The sequence below is a fragment of the Amycolatopsis suaedae genome (genome assembly GCF_004214935.1).
GTDB lineage: Bacteria > Actinomycetota > Actinomycetes > Mycobacteriales > Pseudonocardiaceae > Amycolatopsis > Amycolatopsis suaedae.
The window spans coordinates 342,268-358,074 of the sequence record NZ_SFCC01000003.1; the positions used below are offsets into that span (position 1 = coordinate 342,268).

A 15,807-nucleotide genomic window follows, 5' to 3' on the forward strand; every position below is an offset into this window, starting at 1 on the left:
CTGGAAACGTGTGCTCACCTCGGTCCCGTCCCTTCGAAGCCCGGTGGGGTACACGGGTCGCGGTTCTCCGGTATGAGGCCGCACAGGTAGAAGTCCAGCCAGCGGCCGTTGCCCATGATGTTGTTGACCTGCCGGAAGTACGGGCCGGCCAGGGCCAGCCCGCGGTCCAGGTTCTCGGTGTGCCGCTGCAGGATCTCCGCGACGCTGTTCAGCCGCGCCAGCGCCGGTCCGAGCTGGGCCTTGTTGTCCGCGACCAGCCCGGACAGCTGCTCACCCAGCCTGCGGGCGCCGGTGAGCAGTGCGGAGATGGCTTCTCGCCGGTGGGTCAGCTCGGTGAGCAGCAGGTTGCCGTCGCCGAGCAGCTTCTCGAACGCCGTGCCCGAGCCGGCCAGGCTGGTGGCGACCGTCCTCGTGTTGGCCAGCAGCTGGGCCAGCTGCTCGTCGCGTTCGGAGATGGTGCGCGACAGCGCGGTCAGGCCTTCGAGCGCGGTACGCACGTGCTGCGGCGAGTCGGCGAACGTCTCCGACAGCGTGCGGAAGCTCTGCGCCAGCTGGCCGGTGTCGATGGCGCCGACGGTGTTGGCCAGCCCGCTGAACGCCTCGGTCACGTCGTACGGGGTGACCGTGCGATCCAGTGTGATCGGCGTGTCCGGGTCCAGTGCGGCGTCGCCGGTCGGGTACAGGGACAGGAACTTGCGCCCCAGCAACGTCTTGATCTTGATCTCCGCGGTGGTGCGGTTGCCCAGCCAGACGTCGGACACCCGGAACGCCACGCGCACCCGGTCCTCGGCCAGCTCGACGTCGGTGACCTCGCCGACCTTGATGCCCGCCACCCGGACCTCGTCGTCGGCCTGCAGCCCGGCTGCCTCGCCGAACTCCGCGTGGTAGGTGGTGCCGCCCCCGATGATCGGCAGCTCCTCGGCGTAGAACGCCGTGGTCACCACCGCGGCCAGCACCACCGAGCCGATCACGCCGATGGTGAACGGGTTGCGTTCCTTGAACGACGTCACCGGCGGCACCTGCTCTCGTCCGAGGTGTAGCCCCGCGCGGGGTCGGTCAGCACCACGCCCTCGCACAGGAAGCCGTTCATCCACGAGGCGTACGAGCCGAGCTTGCCGATCGCGGCCATCTTCTCCGGCAGCAGCGTCAGGAAGCGCTCGACGTCGGCCTGGCCGGTGAGGAGGTTCCCGGACAGCTCGTGCAGCCCGGCGATCGACTCCTTCAGTGGCGGCCGGGCCGCTTCGAACAGCCCGGCGGTGGCCGACGACAGCGCGGCGATGCCCTCGATCGACTCGCCGATCGCGGTCCGGTCCTGGGCTAGTCCGGACACCAGTTGCTGGGCCGTGGTGACCACCGTGCCCAGCCGGTCGCCCTTGCTGTTCACCGTGCGCAGCACCGTGTTCAGGTTCGTGATGACCTCGCCGATCACCCGGTCACGCCCGGCCAGCGTCGAGGTCAGCGACGCGGTGTGGGCCAGCAGCGCCTCGATCGTGCCGCCCTCGCCCTGCAGCACTTGCACGATCTGGCCGGACAGCTTGTTCACGTCCGGTGGGGACAGCGCCTGGAACAGCGGTTTGAACCCGTTGAACAGGTCGGTGAGGTCCAGTGCGGGCGTGGTCCGCTCCAGCGGGATCTCCCCGCCCGGGGCCAGTGCCGGCGCACCCGGCTGCGAGCCGCGCTCCAGCGCGACGTAGCGCTGGCCGACCATGTTGCGGTACTTGATGGTGGCGCGGACGTCGGCGGGCAGTACCCGGCCGCGTTCGACGCTGAACCGGACCAGCGCGATGTGCTGGTCCACAACGGACAGTTCCTCCACCTGGCCGACCCGGACACCGGAGATCCGCACGTCGTCGCCGGTGTTGAGTGCCGTGGCGTCGGTGAAGCGCGCGGCGTAGTGGTCGGCGTCGCCGACGTCGGTGTTGGAGATCGACACGGCCAGCACGGTGGTGGCCAGCGCGGTGACCAGGATGAACAGCAGGCCCTTGATCAGCGGCGCGACGAACTTCCTCATCGCAGCTCCACCTCCGCACCCCGGTAGAGCGGCCCGAGCAGCACGCTGCCCCAGGCCGGCACCGCACCGGCCGGCTTGCCCAGCTGGGCTCCGGCGATCGTGGCGACCAGCTCCTGTTCCTGTGGCGAGTTCGGCAGTCCCAGCCCGCCGCTGCCCGGCGCGGCGGGGGGCGCCACCGCCGCCGGCGCGGCGGTGGCGGGGGTGTCGGCGGGCGCGACCCCGCTCGGGTAGCACCGCGGCCCGCCCGCCGCGTCGAACACCGGGTCGTCGACGCCGGGCAGGTACTTGCCGCGGCTCTCGGTGGCCAGCCCGCGGATGTGCAGGCCGGGTTCGTCGGTCCCCACGCCCAGTGCCTTGTCCATCGCGGGCTTGAGGTCGGTCATCGCCTTGAGCGTGCAGGGGAAGCTGGGGGAGTAGCGGGCGGCGACCTCCAGCGGTTCCCTGGCGGACACGGCGAGCCGGATCAGGTTGTGCCGGTTGGCCTCCAGGAACCGGGTGAGGTCGCGGGCGCTGCCGCCGACGGCCGGGTACAGCGCGGACAGCTCGCCGTGTTTCTCGGCGACCGTGCGCAGGCTCGTCGCCGAGTCGGTGAGCGCGTCCAGCAGGTCCGGCGCGATGTCGCCGTAGAGCTGGCTCACCCTGGCCAGGTCGGCGACGTTGCGGTTGAGGTCGGGCAGGTGCGGGTTGAACTCCTCCAGGTACCCGGCGGCGGTGACCAGCGTGTCGCCGAGCTGCTCGCCCCGGCCGTCGAGTGCGGTGGCCACCGCGGTCAGCGTGGTGGCCAGCTTCTGCGGCTGGACGGCCTTGAGCACCGGGAGCAGGTCGCTGAACACCTTCTCCAGCTCGATGGCGTTGGCCGAACGGTCCTGGCTGATCACGTCCCCCTGTGCCAGCGCGGGCTTGGCCGCACCGTCCGGAATGGACAACTGGACGTACCGCTCGCCGAACAGGGTCTTGGGCACCAGCAGCGCGGAGACGTCCCGGGGCAGCCTGCCGACGCTGCGCGGGTCGAGCGCAAGCGTGATGTCGGCGCCCTCCGGGGTGGCGTTGACCTGCCGGACCTCGCCGACCACCACGCCGCGGGCCTTCACCTCGGACTGCGGGTTGAGCTGGTTGCCGATCCGGTCGGTGCGCAGCGTCACGATCACCGACTCGGTGAACTCCTTGTTGTAGACGGCGACCGACAGCGCGGCCAGGCTCGCCAGCACGGCCAGCAGCACCACCCCGGCGGTGCGGTGGACGTACTTGCGTCGGCGGGCGTCGCGGGTCATCCGGCCACCTTCACCGTCGTCGTCGCGCCCCAGATGGCCAGGCTGAGGAAGAAGTCCAGCAGGGCCACGGTCACGATCGCGGTGCGCACTGCCCGGCCGACGGCCACGCCGACGCCCGCGGGCCCGCCGGTGGCGCGGTAGCCGTAGTAGCAGTGGGTCAGCACGACCACGACGCTGAACACGAGCACCTTGAGGAACGACCACAGCACGTCCTCGGGTGGCAGGAACAACGCGAAGTAGTGGTCGTAGGTGCCCGCGGACTGCCCGTAGAACCAGATGGTCACCTGGCGGGAGGCGATGTAGGAGGTCAGCAGGCCGATGGCGTAGAGCGGGATGATGGCGACGAAGCCCGCGACGATCCGGGTGGTCACCAGGTACGGCACGCTGGGCACGCCCATGACCTCGAGCGCGTCGATCTCCTCGGAGATCCGCATGGCGCCCAGCTGCGCGGTGAACCCGCAGCCCACCGTCGCCGACAGCGCGAGCCCGGCCACCAGCGGCGCGATCTCGCGGGTGTTGAAGTAGGCGGAGATGAACCCGGCGAACGCCGAGGTGCCCACCTGGTTCAGCGCCGAGTAGCCCTGGATGCCGACGACCGACCCGGTGAACACGGTCATGCCCACCATCACGCCGATCGTTCCGCCGATGACGGCCAGCGCGCCCGAGCCGAAGCTCACCTCGGCCAGCAGCCGGACGATCTCCCTGACGTAGCGGCGGATCGCGCGCGGCACCCAGGCCAGCGCGCGGAGGAAGAACAGCAGCTGGTCGCCGAGGGTGTCGAGGAAGGAGAACCGCCGGTCGACGGCACGGCCGGCCCTGCGCAGCGTGGAGTCCTCGTGCAGCAACATCACATGCCCTTCGGCGGTACGAGCTGCACGTACAGCGCGGTCAGTACCAGGTTGAGCAGGAACAGCAGCAGGAACGTGATGACGACCGACTGGTTGACCGCGTCGCCGACGCCCTTGGGGCCGGCCTTGGGGTTGAGCCCGCGGTAGGCGGCGACGATACCGGCGACGAAGCCGAAGATCAGCGCCTTGATCTCGCTGATCCACAGGTCGGGAAGCTGGGCCAGCGCCGAGAAGCTGGCCAGGTAGGCGCCCGGTGTGCCGTTCTGCATGACGACGTTGAAGAAGTAGCCGCCGAGTACGCCGACGACGCTGACCATGCCGTTGAGGAAGACGGCGACGCCCATGGCCGCCAGCACCCTGGGCACGATGAGTCGCTGCACGGGGGAGACGCCGAGAACCTCCATGGCGTCGATTTCCTCGCGGATGGTGCGCGAGCCCAGGTCGGCACACATCGCGCTGCCGCCCGCGCCCGCGATGAGCAGCGCGGTCACCAGCGGGCTGGCCTGTTGGATGATGGCGAGCACGCTGGCCGCGCCGGTGTAGGACTGCGCGCCGATCTGGGTGGTCAGCGAACCCAGGTGCAGCGCGATGACCGCGCCGAACGGGATCGACACCAGCGCTGTCGGCAGGATCGAGACGCTGGCGATGAACCAGAACTGCTGCACCAGTTCCCGGAACTGGAAGGGGCGCTTGAACAGGCAGCGCGCCACGTCCAGGCCCAGCGCGTAGAGCCGGCCTGCCTGACGGATGGCCCCCGCTCCGGGGAAACCGTTGCCCGGTCTGGTCCGTGTCGCCACGCCACCTCCCCTGAAAACGGTGAGTAGTCCATTCGGCGGAATGGCCGAGGGAATAGATTACTGGCCAGTACGCTAACCGCGTCCCGTTGCCGGTGACAAGAATTCCGGGGCAATCCACCGGTCACGGGGACGTAACCGGAAGCGTTTTTGTCATCCGATGACAAAGCGGATGCTGTGAGTTGTCTGCCGGGGCGAACAATTTCTTGATGCTTTACGAGGGGTGGGGCCGTACGTAGCCTACTGGCCAGTAAACTTCGTTGCTCGACATTCCTGGAATTGAGGTACCGCAATGTCGCGTACGTCCACGTCCAGACCCGGCAGGCGGATCGGCCTCGGCCTCGTCGCCGCGACCGTGGCGCTCGGCGCGAGCGTGCTCTCCGCCGCCCCCGCCTCCGCGGCCGAGCTCAAGCTCACCTACCCGGTCTCCGGCACGTCGATCGTGGCCAAGACCGGCGGCGAGCTGAAGCTGGGCCCGGGAACGCTGAAGTCGACGGTGACGCCCAAGCCGGGCGGTGGTGACATCGTCGGCGACATCAGCCTGCCGCCGTCGCAGGCCACGTTCGAGGTCGTCGGCTTCATCCCGGCCAAGGCCACCGTCACCGTGCTGCCGACCGGCCCCGCGGTCGGCGAGATCAAGCAGGGCGCGCTCACCGCGCGGTCCAGCTTCAACCTGCAGCTGACCGACATCTGGGTGGGCGTCATCCCGATGATCGGCGCGAAGTGCACGACGGCTGAGCCGGTCGTGGTCGATCTGAAGTCCACCGGTTCGTTCACCGTGTTCAACGGTGGCAACCTGGAGGGCGTCTACACGATCCCGAAGTTCGGCGGCTGCCCGGTGCTCGACGCCGCGCTCAGCTCGATGATCTCCGGGCCGGACAACAAGCTCACGTTCACCCTGGGCAAGCCGACGACCGGTACGTCCTGACCCGTCACCGACGCCCCCGATGCACGTGAAGGCCACCTTCACCACGTCAGACGTGGTGAAGGTGGCCTTCACGTGCGTGGAACGTCAGCCGAAGACGCCGGAGGTGACCGTCATCGGCGGCGAGAACACCGGGTCCTGGCCCGCGTTCAGCCAGCACCCGACGTTGTCCGCACGTTGCCAGCCCTCGTTGACGTAGTGCACGTCGAAGGCCACCTCGAACGTGCCGGACAGCCTCGCGGTGACGGTCCCCGGTGCGCCGGCCGTGATGGTCGGCAGCACGGTGCCCGCGGCGGGCCGGGCCACGATCACCCACGGGATGCCCGGCGGGCCGGAGATGAAGTGCTCACCGAAGTCCAGTCCGAGCGACACCGACGCCGGGGTCGCGTTCGTCAGTGTCGCGTCACCGGCCGTACTGCCGCGCAGACCGTCGACGCCGGCCAGCGAGCGGATGGCGTCCGCGACGTCGGGCGGGATGACGCCGGTCGCCTCCAGTCTGGACGGCTGACCGCTCCAGCCCGACGGCACCGAGCTGGGGCCGTCGAACGTGACGTTGCCGGTGATGGCCGTTTCGCCGATCAGCGGGAAGTTGCAGGTGAAGTCCAGATTGCCGGTCGAGTAGGTCTGGTCGGTGGCTGCGAGTGCCGCGGTCGCGGAGAACAGTCCGGTCGCGGCCGTGGCCAGGGCGACGCTGGCCGCGATGCTGGTGAGTCGTCTCATGTACACCTCAGGGCTTGAGTTTGATCGCCGGAAGGTTCAGGTTGAGCTGATTTCCCGGCCCGGAGATCAGGCCGGTGACGAGGGCGTCGATGCGTTCGGTGACACCGCAGTCGACGAAAGGCGGAATGGTGAACCCCCGGACCTCGGGAACAGGCGAGTCCGGCATGGTCTGCAGCGGCCCGCCGTTGGTCGGGGTCCAGTTGGTCCTGGGATCGCTGGCGATGGCGATCTTCACAGGTGTTTCCGTGCGGCAGTTCGGTCCCACGTCGTAGGGCACGCCGTTGATGGTGACGTCACTGAGCCGGATGACGTTCTCGAGGCGCATGACCTCCAGTCGTCCCGCCTTCAGGATGCCGGTTCCGGCGGTCAGCGTGCTTCCCGAATCGTCGGCGGGGCGAAACTCGGCGGTCCCGTTGGTGGGTACGAAATCGAACGCGAGGAATGGGCTACGGGCAGGCGGTACCGCGGCCTCGGTGTAGAGCGTGTTGTCCGCTCCTTGCGAGAACACCGAGACGTACGGAATGAATCCCGGCCCCAGTGCGATCTTCGTCTTGATCTTCAGCACGGTGGACGTCCCACTCAGCGTCTCCGGCGGGGCGAAGAGCAGGTTCGGCACCGCGGCGGCCTGGGCGCCCGCGGTCACACCTGGCTGCTCGGCCTGCTCCTGACGTGCCCCCGGTGCTGTCTGGGACGGTGGCGCGGGTGGGACGGCACCGGGAGGCACCACCGCGACCGTCGCGAGAACCGGGTTGAGTTCTTCGGCCGGCGAGCAGGTGAGCACCGTCGGTGTGGGTGCCGGGTCCAGCGGTGGTGCGCCGTCGGCGGGTTCCGGGACCAGGGTGACCGTCGGTGGCGACACGGTCAGCCGCAGCTGAGCCGGCCCCGAGGTGGGAATGGGAGGAATCGTGGCTTTCCCCGACAGCAGTGGCGAACCGGTTTCGGGAACCGACATCTTCTCGTACCCGATGTCGATCGCCGACGGCCTTCGGGCGCCGCCCTGCTCGGCGACGAGTTCGAAGGCGACCCGGCCGCTCATGGCGGCGGGACTGCCGAGGAGGGGCCGGACTTCGGGGGGAAGGGTGACCGCGGTGTCCGGCGCGCCCAGCTCGACGGACTGCCCCTGGGCGACCCACGCCGGGACGGTGGTCGTGATTCCCAGCGTCACCGGGTAGGTCACGGCGGGGTCGGTGCCGGTGCACCGGTAGTCCAGGAGCGCGGCGACAGGCACGGACCAGTTCTGCCCGGGAGGTTCCTCGGGTGCGGGGCCGGCTCCGGCGAGGCCGGCGTTGAGGCCGGCTGCCGACAGCGCGATCAGGGCACCGGCGCCGAGCCGGCTCGGCAGGTGACGTCGCATGTTCCGTCCTTCACCGCAGGGATGGCTGGGTGCCCCGGACGTGCTCGCCCGGGGCACCCAGCCATGCCGCGCATGTCACGTGATGGGTGCGCTTCCCAGGGTGGAATCCTGACCCGGGTCGAGTGTGCAGGTGAAGGGATCCTGCGCTTGCCACTCGGGTGTCGAGTTCAGGAAGTGGAAGTCGGCCTTGACCGTGAACTGGTTGTTCAGGCTGATCGTCAGCGGCCCCGGAGCGGGACCGGCCGTCGCCGTGGGAATCACGGTGTTGGCGTCCTGCAGGGCGTTGACCGGGAAGGTTCCGGCGCCGGGGTAGAGCTGCTCCGGAATGGCGATGTCCTTCGCGGTCGGTGAGCTCAGGGTGCCCCCGCTGGCGGAGACGTCGGCGTCCGCGTCCCCGCGTACGCCGTCGACCCCGGCGAGGTTGTACAGCAGCTGGGCGATGTCCTCGGGCACCGTGGCGACCACCTCGAGGCTGTGCACGGTGGCGGTGGAACCGCTGGCGACCGAGTCCGGGCCGAGTGCCTTGGCGTGCACGGTGAGCGGGCCGTCACCGATGATCGGGTACGCACAGGTGTAGGCGAGGTCCCCGGTCTCGTACACCTTGTCGGCGGCGAGCGCGGTGCCGGTGCCGAGCGCGGCCGCCAGGCCGGCTGCCATGCACAGTGCTGCGCCCTTGGCCGCGAAACTGCCGAGTCTTCGATTCATCCTTGAACCGCCTCCATTGTTCTTAACGCTTCTCTTCGCCCGGTACGGTGTTTCCTGAGTCGCCGATGACTCGCCGTCAATGGTCGTCGCGTCAGACTTTCGTGAGATAACCGGCGAGAGTTCCGGCTCGGTTACCGACCGGTACGCTACGACCGGATTGTCGAGGCGACAAGGCCTCGCCGCGAATGTTGTCACCGAAGCCGGAACCGGTGACGGCCGTTTTGTCGTTCGATGACAAATTCGATCCGGGTCTGCGAGAAGTCGTCTACCGGCGAGTAGCATCACGCCTCGTGTCTTCCCGGGTGCACGTTCGCCGCGCTGCCGTCGCGCTGCTCGCCGTGAGTGCAGTGACTGCCGCGTGCGCACCGGTACCCGAGGTGCCCGCCGCGCCGGCCCTGCCCGCGGGCGCCGCGGCTGCACCCGCGAAGGCGGCCGCGGGGCCCGGGGGCGGCATACTGACCGCCGGCAGTCCACTGTTCGCTCAGAACGTCCCCAACGCGAATGCCGCGAAGAACTTCGGAGTCGCCAGTGGCGTTGTCGAGGTGCGTAGCAGCACCCTCCAGACGATCGCGTTGAAGGCCGACGGCAGCATCGTGGTGTTCAACGACAACAACTTCGGCCAGAAACAGATACCGGCCCAGGCGATGCCCGCGACCGCCGTGGCCTCCGGGTTCGGGCATCTGCTGGCTCTGAAGGACGGTCGGGTCCATGCCTGGGGGAGCACGTTGTTCGGCGTCACCGAGGTCCCGGCGGCCGCCCGGTCAGGTGTGGTGGCCATCTCCTCGAAGAACCTGCACAACCTGGCGTTGCGAAACGACGGGAGCGTGGTCAGCTGGGGTAACCGCACCGATGTTCCGGCCGAAGCCCGCTCAGGTGTCACCGCCGTCGCCGCGGGTGGCGATCACAGTCTGGCGCTGAAGGGTGGCGGAGTCATCGCCTGGGGGAGCAACCGGCACGGGCAAGCCACGGTGCCGCCGCAGGCCCGGTCGGGAGTAAAGGCCATCGCGGCCGGATGGAACCACAATCTGGTTCTGAAGGAGGACGGCACGCTCGTCGCCTGGGGGTACAACGCCAACTGTGAGGCCACCTTGCCCACGCCAGCTCCGTCCGGTGTGGTGGCGATCTCCGCCGGAGTGGAACACAACGCGGTACTGCTGGACACCGGTGTCGTGAAGGCATGGGGAGGCAACACGGGGTTCGGTCCCACCTGCAACATGAACCGTCCGGTGCCGGTGAAGCCCGCGGGTAACACGGCGGTGGCCGTCGAGGCCGGCGCCCGCAGCACCGCCGTGCTCTACCAACTGCCGTTCCCCTGACCGGCGCAGGACACCAGGTTCTCGCCACCGTTGGTCGTGACCGAGGCCTCCCCGCTCGGGATCGCTGAGGCGGTCTTCGGCTAAGCCGCTGCCCTGAGACCCGCGACCAGCTCGTAGGAACGACGGCGGTCGGCCTCGTCGTGGACCATCGTGGTGATCATGATCTCGTTCGCGCCGGTGTCGGCCAGTAGCTTGTCCAGTCCCTTGTGGACGGTCTCGGGCGAGCCGATGATCTGGCTGTCGAAGCGGTCGGCGACGAACGACTCCTCGATGGGGGAGTACTCGTAGGCCGCGGCCTCCTCCGGTGTCGGCAGCGGGATCGGCCTGCCCTTGCGCAGGCTCAGGAACGACAGCGCGCTGGGACCGGCGAGGTAGCGGGCCCGCTCGTCGGTCTCGGCGCACAGGACCGACGCGCCGAGCATGACGTAGGGCTCGTCGAGGACCTTGGAGGGCTGGAACGAGTCGCGGTACAGCGCGACCGCGGGCAGTGTGTTCTCCGCGCTGAAGTGGTGCGCGAACGAGAACGGCAGCCCCAGCGCCCCGGCCAGGCGCGCGGAGAAGCCGCTGGAGCCGAGCAGCCAGATCGGCGGGCCGTAGCCCTGCGCCGTGACGGCGGTGACCGGGCCGGTGACGGCCGGGTCGAAGTAGTCCATCAGCTCCCGCAGCTTCTGCGGGAAGTCGTCGGCCGACAGCCCGGCCGGACCACGCAGCGCGAGCGCGGTGCGCTGGTCGGTGCCCGGGGCGCGGCCGAGGCCGAGGTCGATACGGCCGGGGAAGAACGCCTCCAGCGTGCCGAACTGCTCGGCCACGACCAGCGGCGCGTGGTTGGGCAGCATGACCCCGCCCGAGCCCACCCGGATCCGCTCGGTGGCCGCCGCGACCTGCCCGATCAGCACCGACGTCGCCGAACTGGCGATGCCCGGCATGTTGTGGTGCTCGGCCAGCCAGTAGCGGTGGTAGCCGAGCTGCTCGGTGTACCTGGCCAGCTCGACGCTGGCGCGCAGCGCGGCGCGTGCGTCGGAGCCCGCGGACACCGGGGCGAGGTCGAGTACGGACAGCGGGATGTCGGACAGTGAGCTCACACGATTGCCAACGCGCAGGCCTCCGGGAAGCTTCCCGCTAACACCAGTCCGAGTCGGAGGCCAGTACGGTCAGCTGCTGGGTCGCCCGGGTCAGCGCCACGTACAGCACGCGGCGGCCGGTCGTGGACTCGGTGATCAGCTCGGTCGGCTCGACCAGCACCACCGCGTCGTATTCCAGCCCCTTCGAGTCGAGGCTGCCGACGACCTTGAGCCGCTCGTCGGTGTGCCCGGCCAGCCAGCCCTCGATCTCCGGCACCCTGTCCATGGCGCAGATGACGCCGACCGTGCCCTCGACCGCGTCCAGCAGCTCCTTGGCCGCCGCCCGCACCGACCCGTCCAGCGTGGCCGGCTCCACGGTCCGCACCTCGGGCACCAGGCCGGTGGTTCGCACGGCGTGCGGCAGCTCGCCCTCCGCGGCCGTCCCGGCGACGACCCGCGCCGCCAGGTCGAAGATCTCCGCCGAGTTGCGGTAGTTCGTCCGCAGCGTGTACCGCCTGCGAGCGGTCCGCGCGCCGAACGCCTGGTCACGGGCCTGCGCGGCCTCGGCCGGATCCGGCCAGGAACTCTGCACCGGGTCGCCGACGACGGTCCAGCTGGCGTACTTGCCCCGCCTGCCCACCATCCGCCACTGCATGGGCGAGAGGTCCTGCGCCTCGTCGACGACGATGTGCGAGTACTCGTCGTAGTGCTCCGGCCGCTGCGGCCCGGTACCGGTGCTGCCGCGCTGCGTCGGCGCCGCGTCCAGCTCGACCTGCTGGACCCTGCGGCGACGCTTCGGCGGCGGGCCGATCAGCACCCGCAGCTCGTCGAGCAGCGCGACGTCGGCCACCGACCAGCCACGTGAACGGTCGGCGAACGACGCGGCCAGCGCGCTGATCTCATCCCGGTTCAGCAGGCCCTTGCCCGCCCTGGCCAGGCGCGGCTCGTCGGCGAGCCAGCGCAGCACCTCGGCGGGGCTCAGCACCGGCCACCAGACCACCAGGAACCGGTGGAAGTCGATCCGCTCGCCCAGCTCGGTGATCAGCTCGGCCCGGTCGACCGGCCGGTCCTCGGCGTGTTCCTCGGCCTTGTCGGCCAGTGCCTCCAGCAGCGTCTCCGCCGCCCGGACCCGGGACCGGTTCGGCGGGCCACCCTGGACGTGCACCTTGCGGCGCACCTTCTCCAGCTCCTTGGCGGTGAGCTTGAGGACCTGGCCCTTGTAGACGATCCGCATCTCCGTCGGCACGTCCGGCGGCGTATCCCGCAGCCCGCGCAGCAGGATCTTGCGCATCCGCAGCGAACCCTTGATCGCCGCCAGCCTCGCCGGGTCCTGGTGCGTGCCCTCGGCGCCGTCGAGCACCTCGCCCAGTGCCCGGAGTTCGACGTTGGTCTCGCCCATCGCGGGCAGCACCCGGGAGATGTAGTTGGTGAACACCCCGGACGGGCCGACGACCAGCACGCCCGCGCCGCCGAGCTGGCGGCGGTGCCGGTACAGCAGGTACGCGGCCCGGTGCAGCGCCACCGCCGTCTTGCCGGTGCCCGGCCCGCCGGTGATCTCGGTGACCCCGCGCCACGGCGCCCGGATGACCTCGTCCTGCTCGCGCTGGATGGTGGCGACGATGTCGCGCATCTTCTCGCCGCGGGCCCGGCCGAGCGCGGCCATCAGCGCACCCTCGCCGACGATCCGCATGTCGTCCGGGACGGCCTCGGCCATCAGCACGTCGTCGTCGACGTCCAGCACGGTCTGCCCGGAGCAGCGGATCACCCTGCGCCGCACGACGTCCATCGGTTCCTCGGCGGTGGCCTGGTAGAACGCGGCGGCCGCCGGTGCGCGCCAGTCGGTGACCAGGTTGTCGAACTCGGCGTCGCGGATGCCCAGCCTGCCGACGTAGACCGCCTCACCGCTGGTCTGATCGAGCCTGCCGAACACCAGGCCCTCGTACTCGGCGTCGAGGGTCTGCAGCTGCTGGTTCGCGTGGTAGACCATCATGTCCCGCTCGAACAGCATCGACGCCTGCTCGAAGACGGCTTCCCGCTGCGCGCCGTGGCCCAGTTCGTACCCCTTCGCCCGCATGGCCTCGGCCTGGGTACGAAGCTCGGCGAGCCGGGTGTAGACCCGGTCGACATGGGTCTGTTCGATGGCGATCTCGGCCCGTCTGACCCGAGGTTCCGACACGCACTGCTCCTACAGCTCACTAGCCGGGAAGGGGAAGAACGACAATACGCGCCTACGCCCCCGGCATCACCAACCGGCGGGCAAAAACACAGTCGCGCGGACGCTGGCAGGATGCCGGGGTGACCAGGATCGTCGCCGGCAGCGCGGGCGGGCGCAGGCTCCGTGTGCCGCCCCGGGGGACCCGGCCCACGTCCGAGCGGGTCAGGGAGGCCCTGTTCAACGCGCTCGAGGTGGCCGGTGAGCTGGACGGCGCCGCCGTGCTGGACCTCTACGCCGGCTCCGGTGCCCTCGGTCTGGAGGCCCTGTCCCGGGGTGCGGGCAGTGCGTTGTTCGTCGAGGCCGACCGCAGGGCGGCGGCGATCCTGCGGGACAACGTCGCGGCGCTCGGCCTCGGGGGTGAGGTCCGTCACGGCCGGGCCGAGGCGGTGCTGAGCGCCGGTTCCGGTGAGCCGTTCGACCTGGTGCTGGCCGACCCGCCCTACGACGTCGGCGACGCCGAGCTGACCGGCGTCCTGACGGCGCTGACGGCCGGCCGGTGGCTGGCCGGGGGCGCGCTGGTGATCGTCGAGCGGGCGACGCGGGCGGGGGAGCCGCCGTGGCCGGCCGGGCTGGCCGCGCTGCGCGTCCGGCGTTACGGCGACACCGCCCTGCACTGGGCCGAGTTCACCGGCGCTTGATACCGTCCGCGCCATGCGGCGTGCGGTCTGTCCCGGCTCCTACGACCCGGCGACGAACGGTCATCTGGACGTCATCGAGCGCGCGTCGGCGCTGTTCGACGAGGTCGTCGTGGCGGTACTGGTCAACCAGAACAAGAAGGGCCTGTTCGCCATCGAGGAACGGCTCGACCTGCTCAGGGAGATCACCTCGGAGCTGCCGAACGTGCGGGTCGACTCCTGGCAGGGCCTGCTGGTCGACTACTGCGTGCAGAACGACATCGCCTCGATCGCCAAGGGGGTGCGGGTGGTCAGCGACTTCGACTACGAGCTGCAGATGGCGCAGATGAACCGCAGGCTGACCGGCGTCGAGACGCTGTTCATGCCGACCAGCCCCGAGTACAGCTTCCTGTCCAGCTCGCTGGTCAAGGAGGTCGCCGCGCACGGCGGCGACGTCTCCCACCTGGTGCCGGAAACGGTCCACAAGCGCCTCCTGCAGAAGTTCGCCTGACTCGCGCCTGACCGTCCAAGCACGTGAAGGCCACCTTCATTACGTCTCACGTGGTGAAGGTGGCCTTCACGTGCTTTGAGCCGTTGGGCGAGGTGTAGCCCGATCGGTGGCGTCCGCTCGTCGGTAGTTCATCCGCACGTCCCCCGTTGATCACTGGATCGGGTTACGGTCCGAAAATGACCAACTACCGTTCCCGCATCACCGCGATTCTCGTCGCGTTCGTCGTCGCGCTGCTGGGCGGCTTCGGAGCAGGCGTGTCGGCAGCCGAGCCCGCCGGCCCCGCCGGGGTCCAGGCCGACTGCGGCGACACCTCCGGCTTCCGCAAGACGCCGCTGTCGCAACTGCCCAGCCAGGCCACCGACACCTACAACCTCATCCGCAAGGGCGGCCCGTACCCGTACCCGCAGGACGACACCGTGTTCCAGAACCGGGAGCGGCTGCTGCCGCTGTGCGCCAGCGGCTACTACCGCGAGTACACCGTCAAGACCCCCGGCAGCCCGGACCGCGGCGCCCGCCGGATCGTCAAGGGCAAGGGCAACGAGTTCTTCTACACCCGCGACCACTACCGCAGCTTCGTGCTGATCACCTTCTGAGCGGCACCCCGGGCCCCGGGCGCCACGCCCGGGGCCTGACCTGCGAGCCAATCCCGCCGGAAGCGGGCAGACTGGAGGAGGCAGACGAGGGATCAGGTGTTGAGGGAGTAGCCGTGTACCGCGTGTTCGAAGCGCTCGACGAGCTCGTCACCATCGTGGAAGAGGCTCGCGGCGTACCGATGACCTCCAGTTGCGTGGTGCCGCGCGGTGACGTGCTGGAGCTGCTCGACGACGTGCGGGACGCGCTACCTGCCGAGGTCGACGACGCGCAGGATGTCCTGGACAAGCGCGACGAGCTGATCTCGACGGCCCGCCAGGAGGCCGAGACCACCGTCAGCACCGCCAACTCCGACGCCGAGCGCACGCTCGCCGACGCGAACGCCGAGGCCGAGCGCCTGGTCGCGGACGCGCGGGCACGCGCGGAGCAGATGGTCGCCGACGCCCGCGACGAGGCCGACCGCACGGTGGCTGCCGGGCAGGCCGAGTACCAGAACCTCACCGAGCGGTCCCGGGCCGAGTCCGAGCGGATGATCCAGGCAGGCCGCGACGCCTACGACCGGGCCATCGACGAGGGCCGTGCCGAGCAGGCCAGGCTGGTCGCGCAGACCGAGGTGGTACAGGCCGCGCACGCCGAGGCGGCCCGCATCGTCGACGAGGCACACAACGAGGCCGACCGTCAGCGTGCCGACTGCGACGCCTACGTCGACGGCAAGCTCGCCGAGTTCTCCGAGCTGCTCTCGACGACGCTGCGCACGGTCGACTCGGGCCGCAACCACCTGCGTGCGCCGAGCGCGCCGCTGGGCGGCGGTGGCCGTACCCCGCTGTACGACTACCAGGCCTGACCCGCGTAGTCTTGTGAGGTTGCGCGC

General features: G+C 70.0%; 16 protein-coding genes. 6 read left to right on the forward strand and 10 right to left on the reverse strand.

Annotated elements, in window-relative coordinates:
- Positions 1-14: 14 nt before the first annotated feature.
- The 5 genes from EWH70_RS07530 to EWH70_RS07550 are packed head-to-tail and all read right to left on the reverse strand — an operon-like array spanning position 15 to position 4,927.
- Positions 15-1,010 carry an MCE family protein gene (locus tag EWH70_RS07530; RefSeq protein ID WP_130474529.1) on the reverse strand — a complete coding sequence of 332 codons (996 nt, stop codon included), beginning with the start codon at positions 1,008-1,010 and terminating at the stop codon, positions 15-17.
- Positions 1,007-2,011, reverse strand: coding sequence for an MCE family protein (locus EWH70_RS07535; protein ID WP_130474530.1), 1,005 nt, complete (start codon positions 2,009-2,011; stop codon positions 1,007-1,009). The genes EWH70_RS07530 and EWH70_RS07535 overlap by 4 nt, the downstream gene beginning before the upstream one ends.
- Positions 2,008-3,282: an MCE family protein gene (locus tag EWH70_RS07540; RefSeq protein WP_130474531.1), complete on the reverse strand. Its 1,275-nt coding sequence runs from the start codon at positions 3,280-3,282 to the stop codon at positions 2,008-2,010. The genes EWH70_RS07535 and EWH70_RS07540 overlap by 4 nt, the downstream gene beginning before the upstream one ends.
- On the reverse strand, positions 3,279-4,130 hold the full coding sequence (locus tag EWH70_RS07545) for an MlaE family ABC transporter permease (RefSeq protein ID WP_130474532.1): 852 nt from the start codon (positions 4,128-4,130) through the stop codon (positions 3,279-3,281). Before EWH70_RS07545 ends, EWH70_RS07540 begins: the two co-directional genes overlap by 4 nt.
- Positions 4,130-4,927 carry an MlaE family ABC transporter permease gene (locus tag EWH70_RS07550; RefSeq protein ID WP_130474533.1) on the reverse strand — a complete coding sequence of 266 codons (798 nt, stop codon included), beginning with the start codon at positions 4,925-4,927 and terminating at the stop codon, positions 4,130-4,132. The genes EWH70_RS07545 and EWH70_RS07550 overlap by 1 nt, the downstream gene beginning before the upstream one ends.
- Positions 4,928-5,216: 289 nt before the next feature.
- Here EWH70_RS07550 and EWH70_RS07555 point away from each other — a divergent pair, with 289 nt between their 5' ends.
- A complete protein-coding gene (locus tag EWH70_RS07555; RefSeq protein WP_240686855.1) occupies positions 5,217-5,852 on the forward strand; it encodes a hypothetical protein in 636 nt (211 codons plus the stop codon).
- Positions 5,853-5,936: 84 nt separating this feature from the next.
- Here EWH70_RS07555 and EWH70_RS07560 read toward each other — a convergent pair whose 3' ends face one another.
- The 3 genes from EWH70_RS07560 to EWH70_RS07570 all read right to left on the reverse strand — a co-directional run bounded on the left by EWH70_RS07560 (position 5,937) and on the right by EWH70_RS07570 (position 8,628).
- The gene (locus EWH70_RS07560; RefSeq protein ID WP_130474534.1) at positions 5,937-6,569 is read right to left on the reverse strand and encodes a DUF6801 domain-containing protein; all 633 of its coding nucleotides are present in this window, start codon (positions 6,567-6,569) and stop codon (positions 5,937-5,939) included.
- A gap of 7 nt (positions 6,570-6,576) precedes the next feature.
- The gene (locus tag EWH70_RS07565; protein WP_130474535.1) at positions 6,577-7,923 is read right to left on the reverse strand and encodes a hypothetical protein; all 1,347 of its coding nucleotides are present in this window, start codon (positions 7,921-7,923) and stop codon (positions 6,577-6,579) included.
- A gap of 75 nt (positions 7,924-7,998) precedes the next feature.
- Positions 7,999-8,628 (reverse strand): DUF6801 domain-containing protein, encoded by a 630-nt coding sequence (locus EWH70_RS07570; protein WP_130474536.1) that lies wholly within the window; start codon positions 8,626-8,628, stop codon positions 7,999-8,001.
- Between the two features lie 290 nt (positions 8,629-8,918).
- Between EWH70_RS07570 and EWH70_RS07575 the strand changes: the two genes are divergently transcribed.
- Positions 8,919-9,944: an RCC1 domain-containing protein gene (locus EWH70_RS07575; RefSeq protein WP_240686856.1), complete on the forward strand. Its 1,026-nt coding sequence runs from the start codon at positions 8,919-8,921 to the stop codon at positions 9,942-9,944.
- An 80-nt stretch (positions 9,945-10,024) separates the two neighbouring features.
- On the opposite strand, the gene EWH70_RS07580 is transcribed toward EWH70_RS07575, so the two are convergent.
- Both EWH70_RS07580 and EWH70_RS07585 read right to left on the reverse strand, forming a co-directional pair.
- Positions 10,025-11,026, reverse strand: a complete 1,002-nt coding sequence (locus EWH70_RS07580; protein ID WP_130474538.1) for an LLM class flavin-dependent oxidoreductase — start codon at positions 11,024-11,026, stop codon at positions 10,025-10,027.
- A gap of 37 nt (positions 11,027-11,063) precedes the next feature.
- A complete protein-coding gene (locus tag EWH70_RS07585) occupies positions 11,064-13,181 on the reverse strand; it encodes a HelD family protein (protein ID WP_130474539.1) in 2,118 nt (705 codons plus the stop codon).
- A gap of 119 nt (positions 13,182-13,300) precedes the next feature.
- Between EWH70_RS07585 and rsmD the strand changes: the two genes are divergently transcribed.
- The 4 genes from rsmD (at position 13,301) to EWH70_RS07605 (ending at position 15,780) form a co-directional block, all read left to right on the forward strand.
- The gene (gene rsmD / locus EWH70_RS07590) at positions 13,301-13,858 is read left to right on the forward strand and encodes a 16S rRNA (guanine(966)-N(2))-methyltransferase RsmD (protein ID WP_130474540.1); all 558 of its coding nucleotides are present in this window, start codon (positions 13,301-13,303) and stop codon (positions 13,856-13,858) included.
- A gap of 13 nt (positions 13,859-13,871) precedes the next feature.
- Positions 13,872-14,345, forward strand: coding sequence for a pantetheine-phosphate adenylyltransferase (coaD, locus tag EWH70_RS07595; RefSeq protein WP_130474541.1), 474 nt, complete (start codon positions 13,872-13,874; stop codon positions 14,343-14,345).
- A gap of 176 nt (positions 14,346-14,521) precedes the next feature.
- Positions 14,522-14,938, forward strand: a complete 417-nt coding sequence (locus EWH70_RS07600; protein WP_130474542.1) for a guanyl-specific ribonuclease — start codon at positions 14,522-14,524, stop codon at positions 14,936-14,938.
- 113 nt (positions 14,939-15,051) lie between these two features.
- Positions 15,052-15,780 carry a flotillin family protein gene (locus EWH70_RS07605; protein ID WP_130474543.1) on the forward strand — a complete coding sequence of 243 codons (729 nt, stop codon included), beginning with the start codon at positions 15,052-15,054 and terminating at the stop codon, positions 15,778-15,780.
- Positions 15,781-15,807 lie beyond the last annotated feature (27 nt).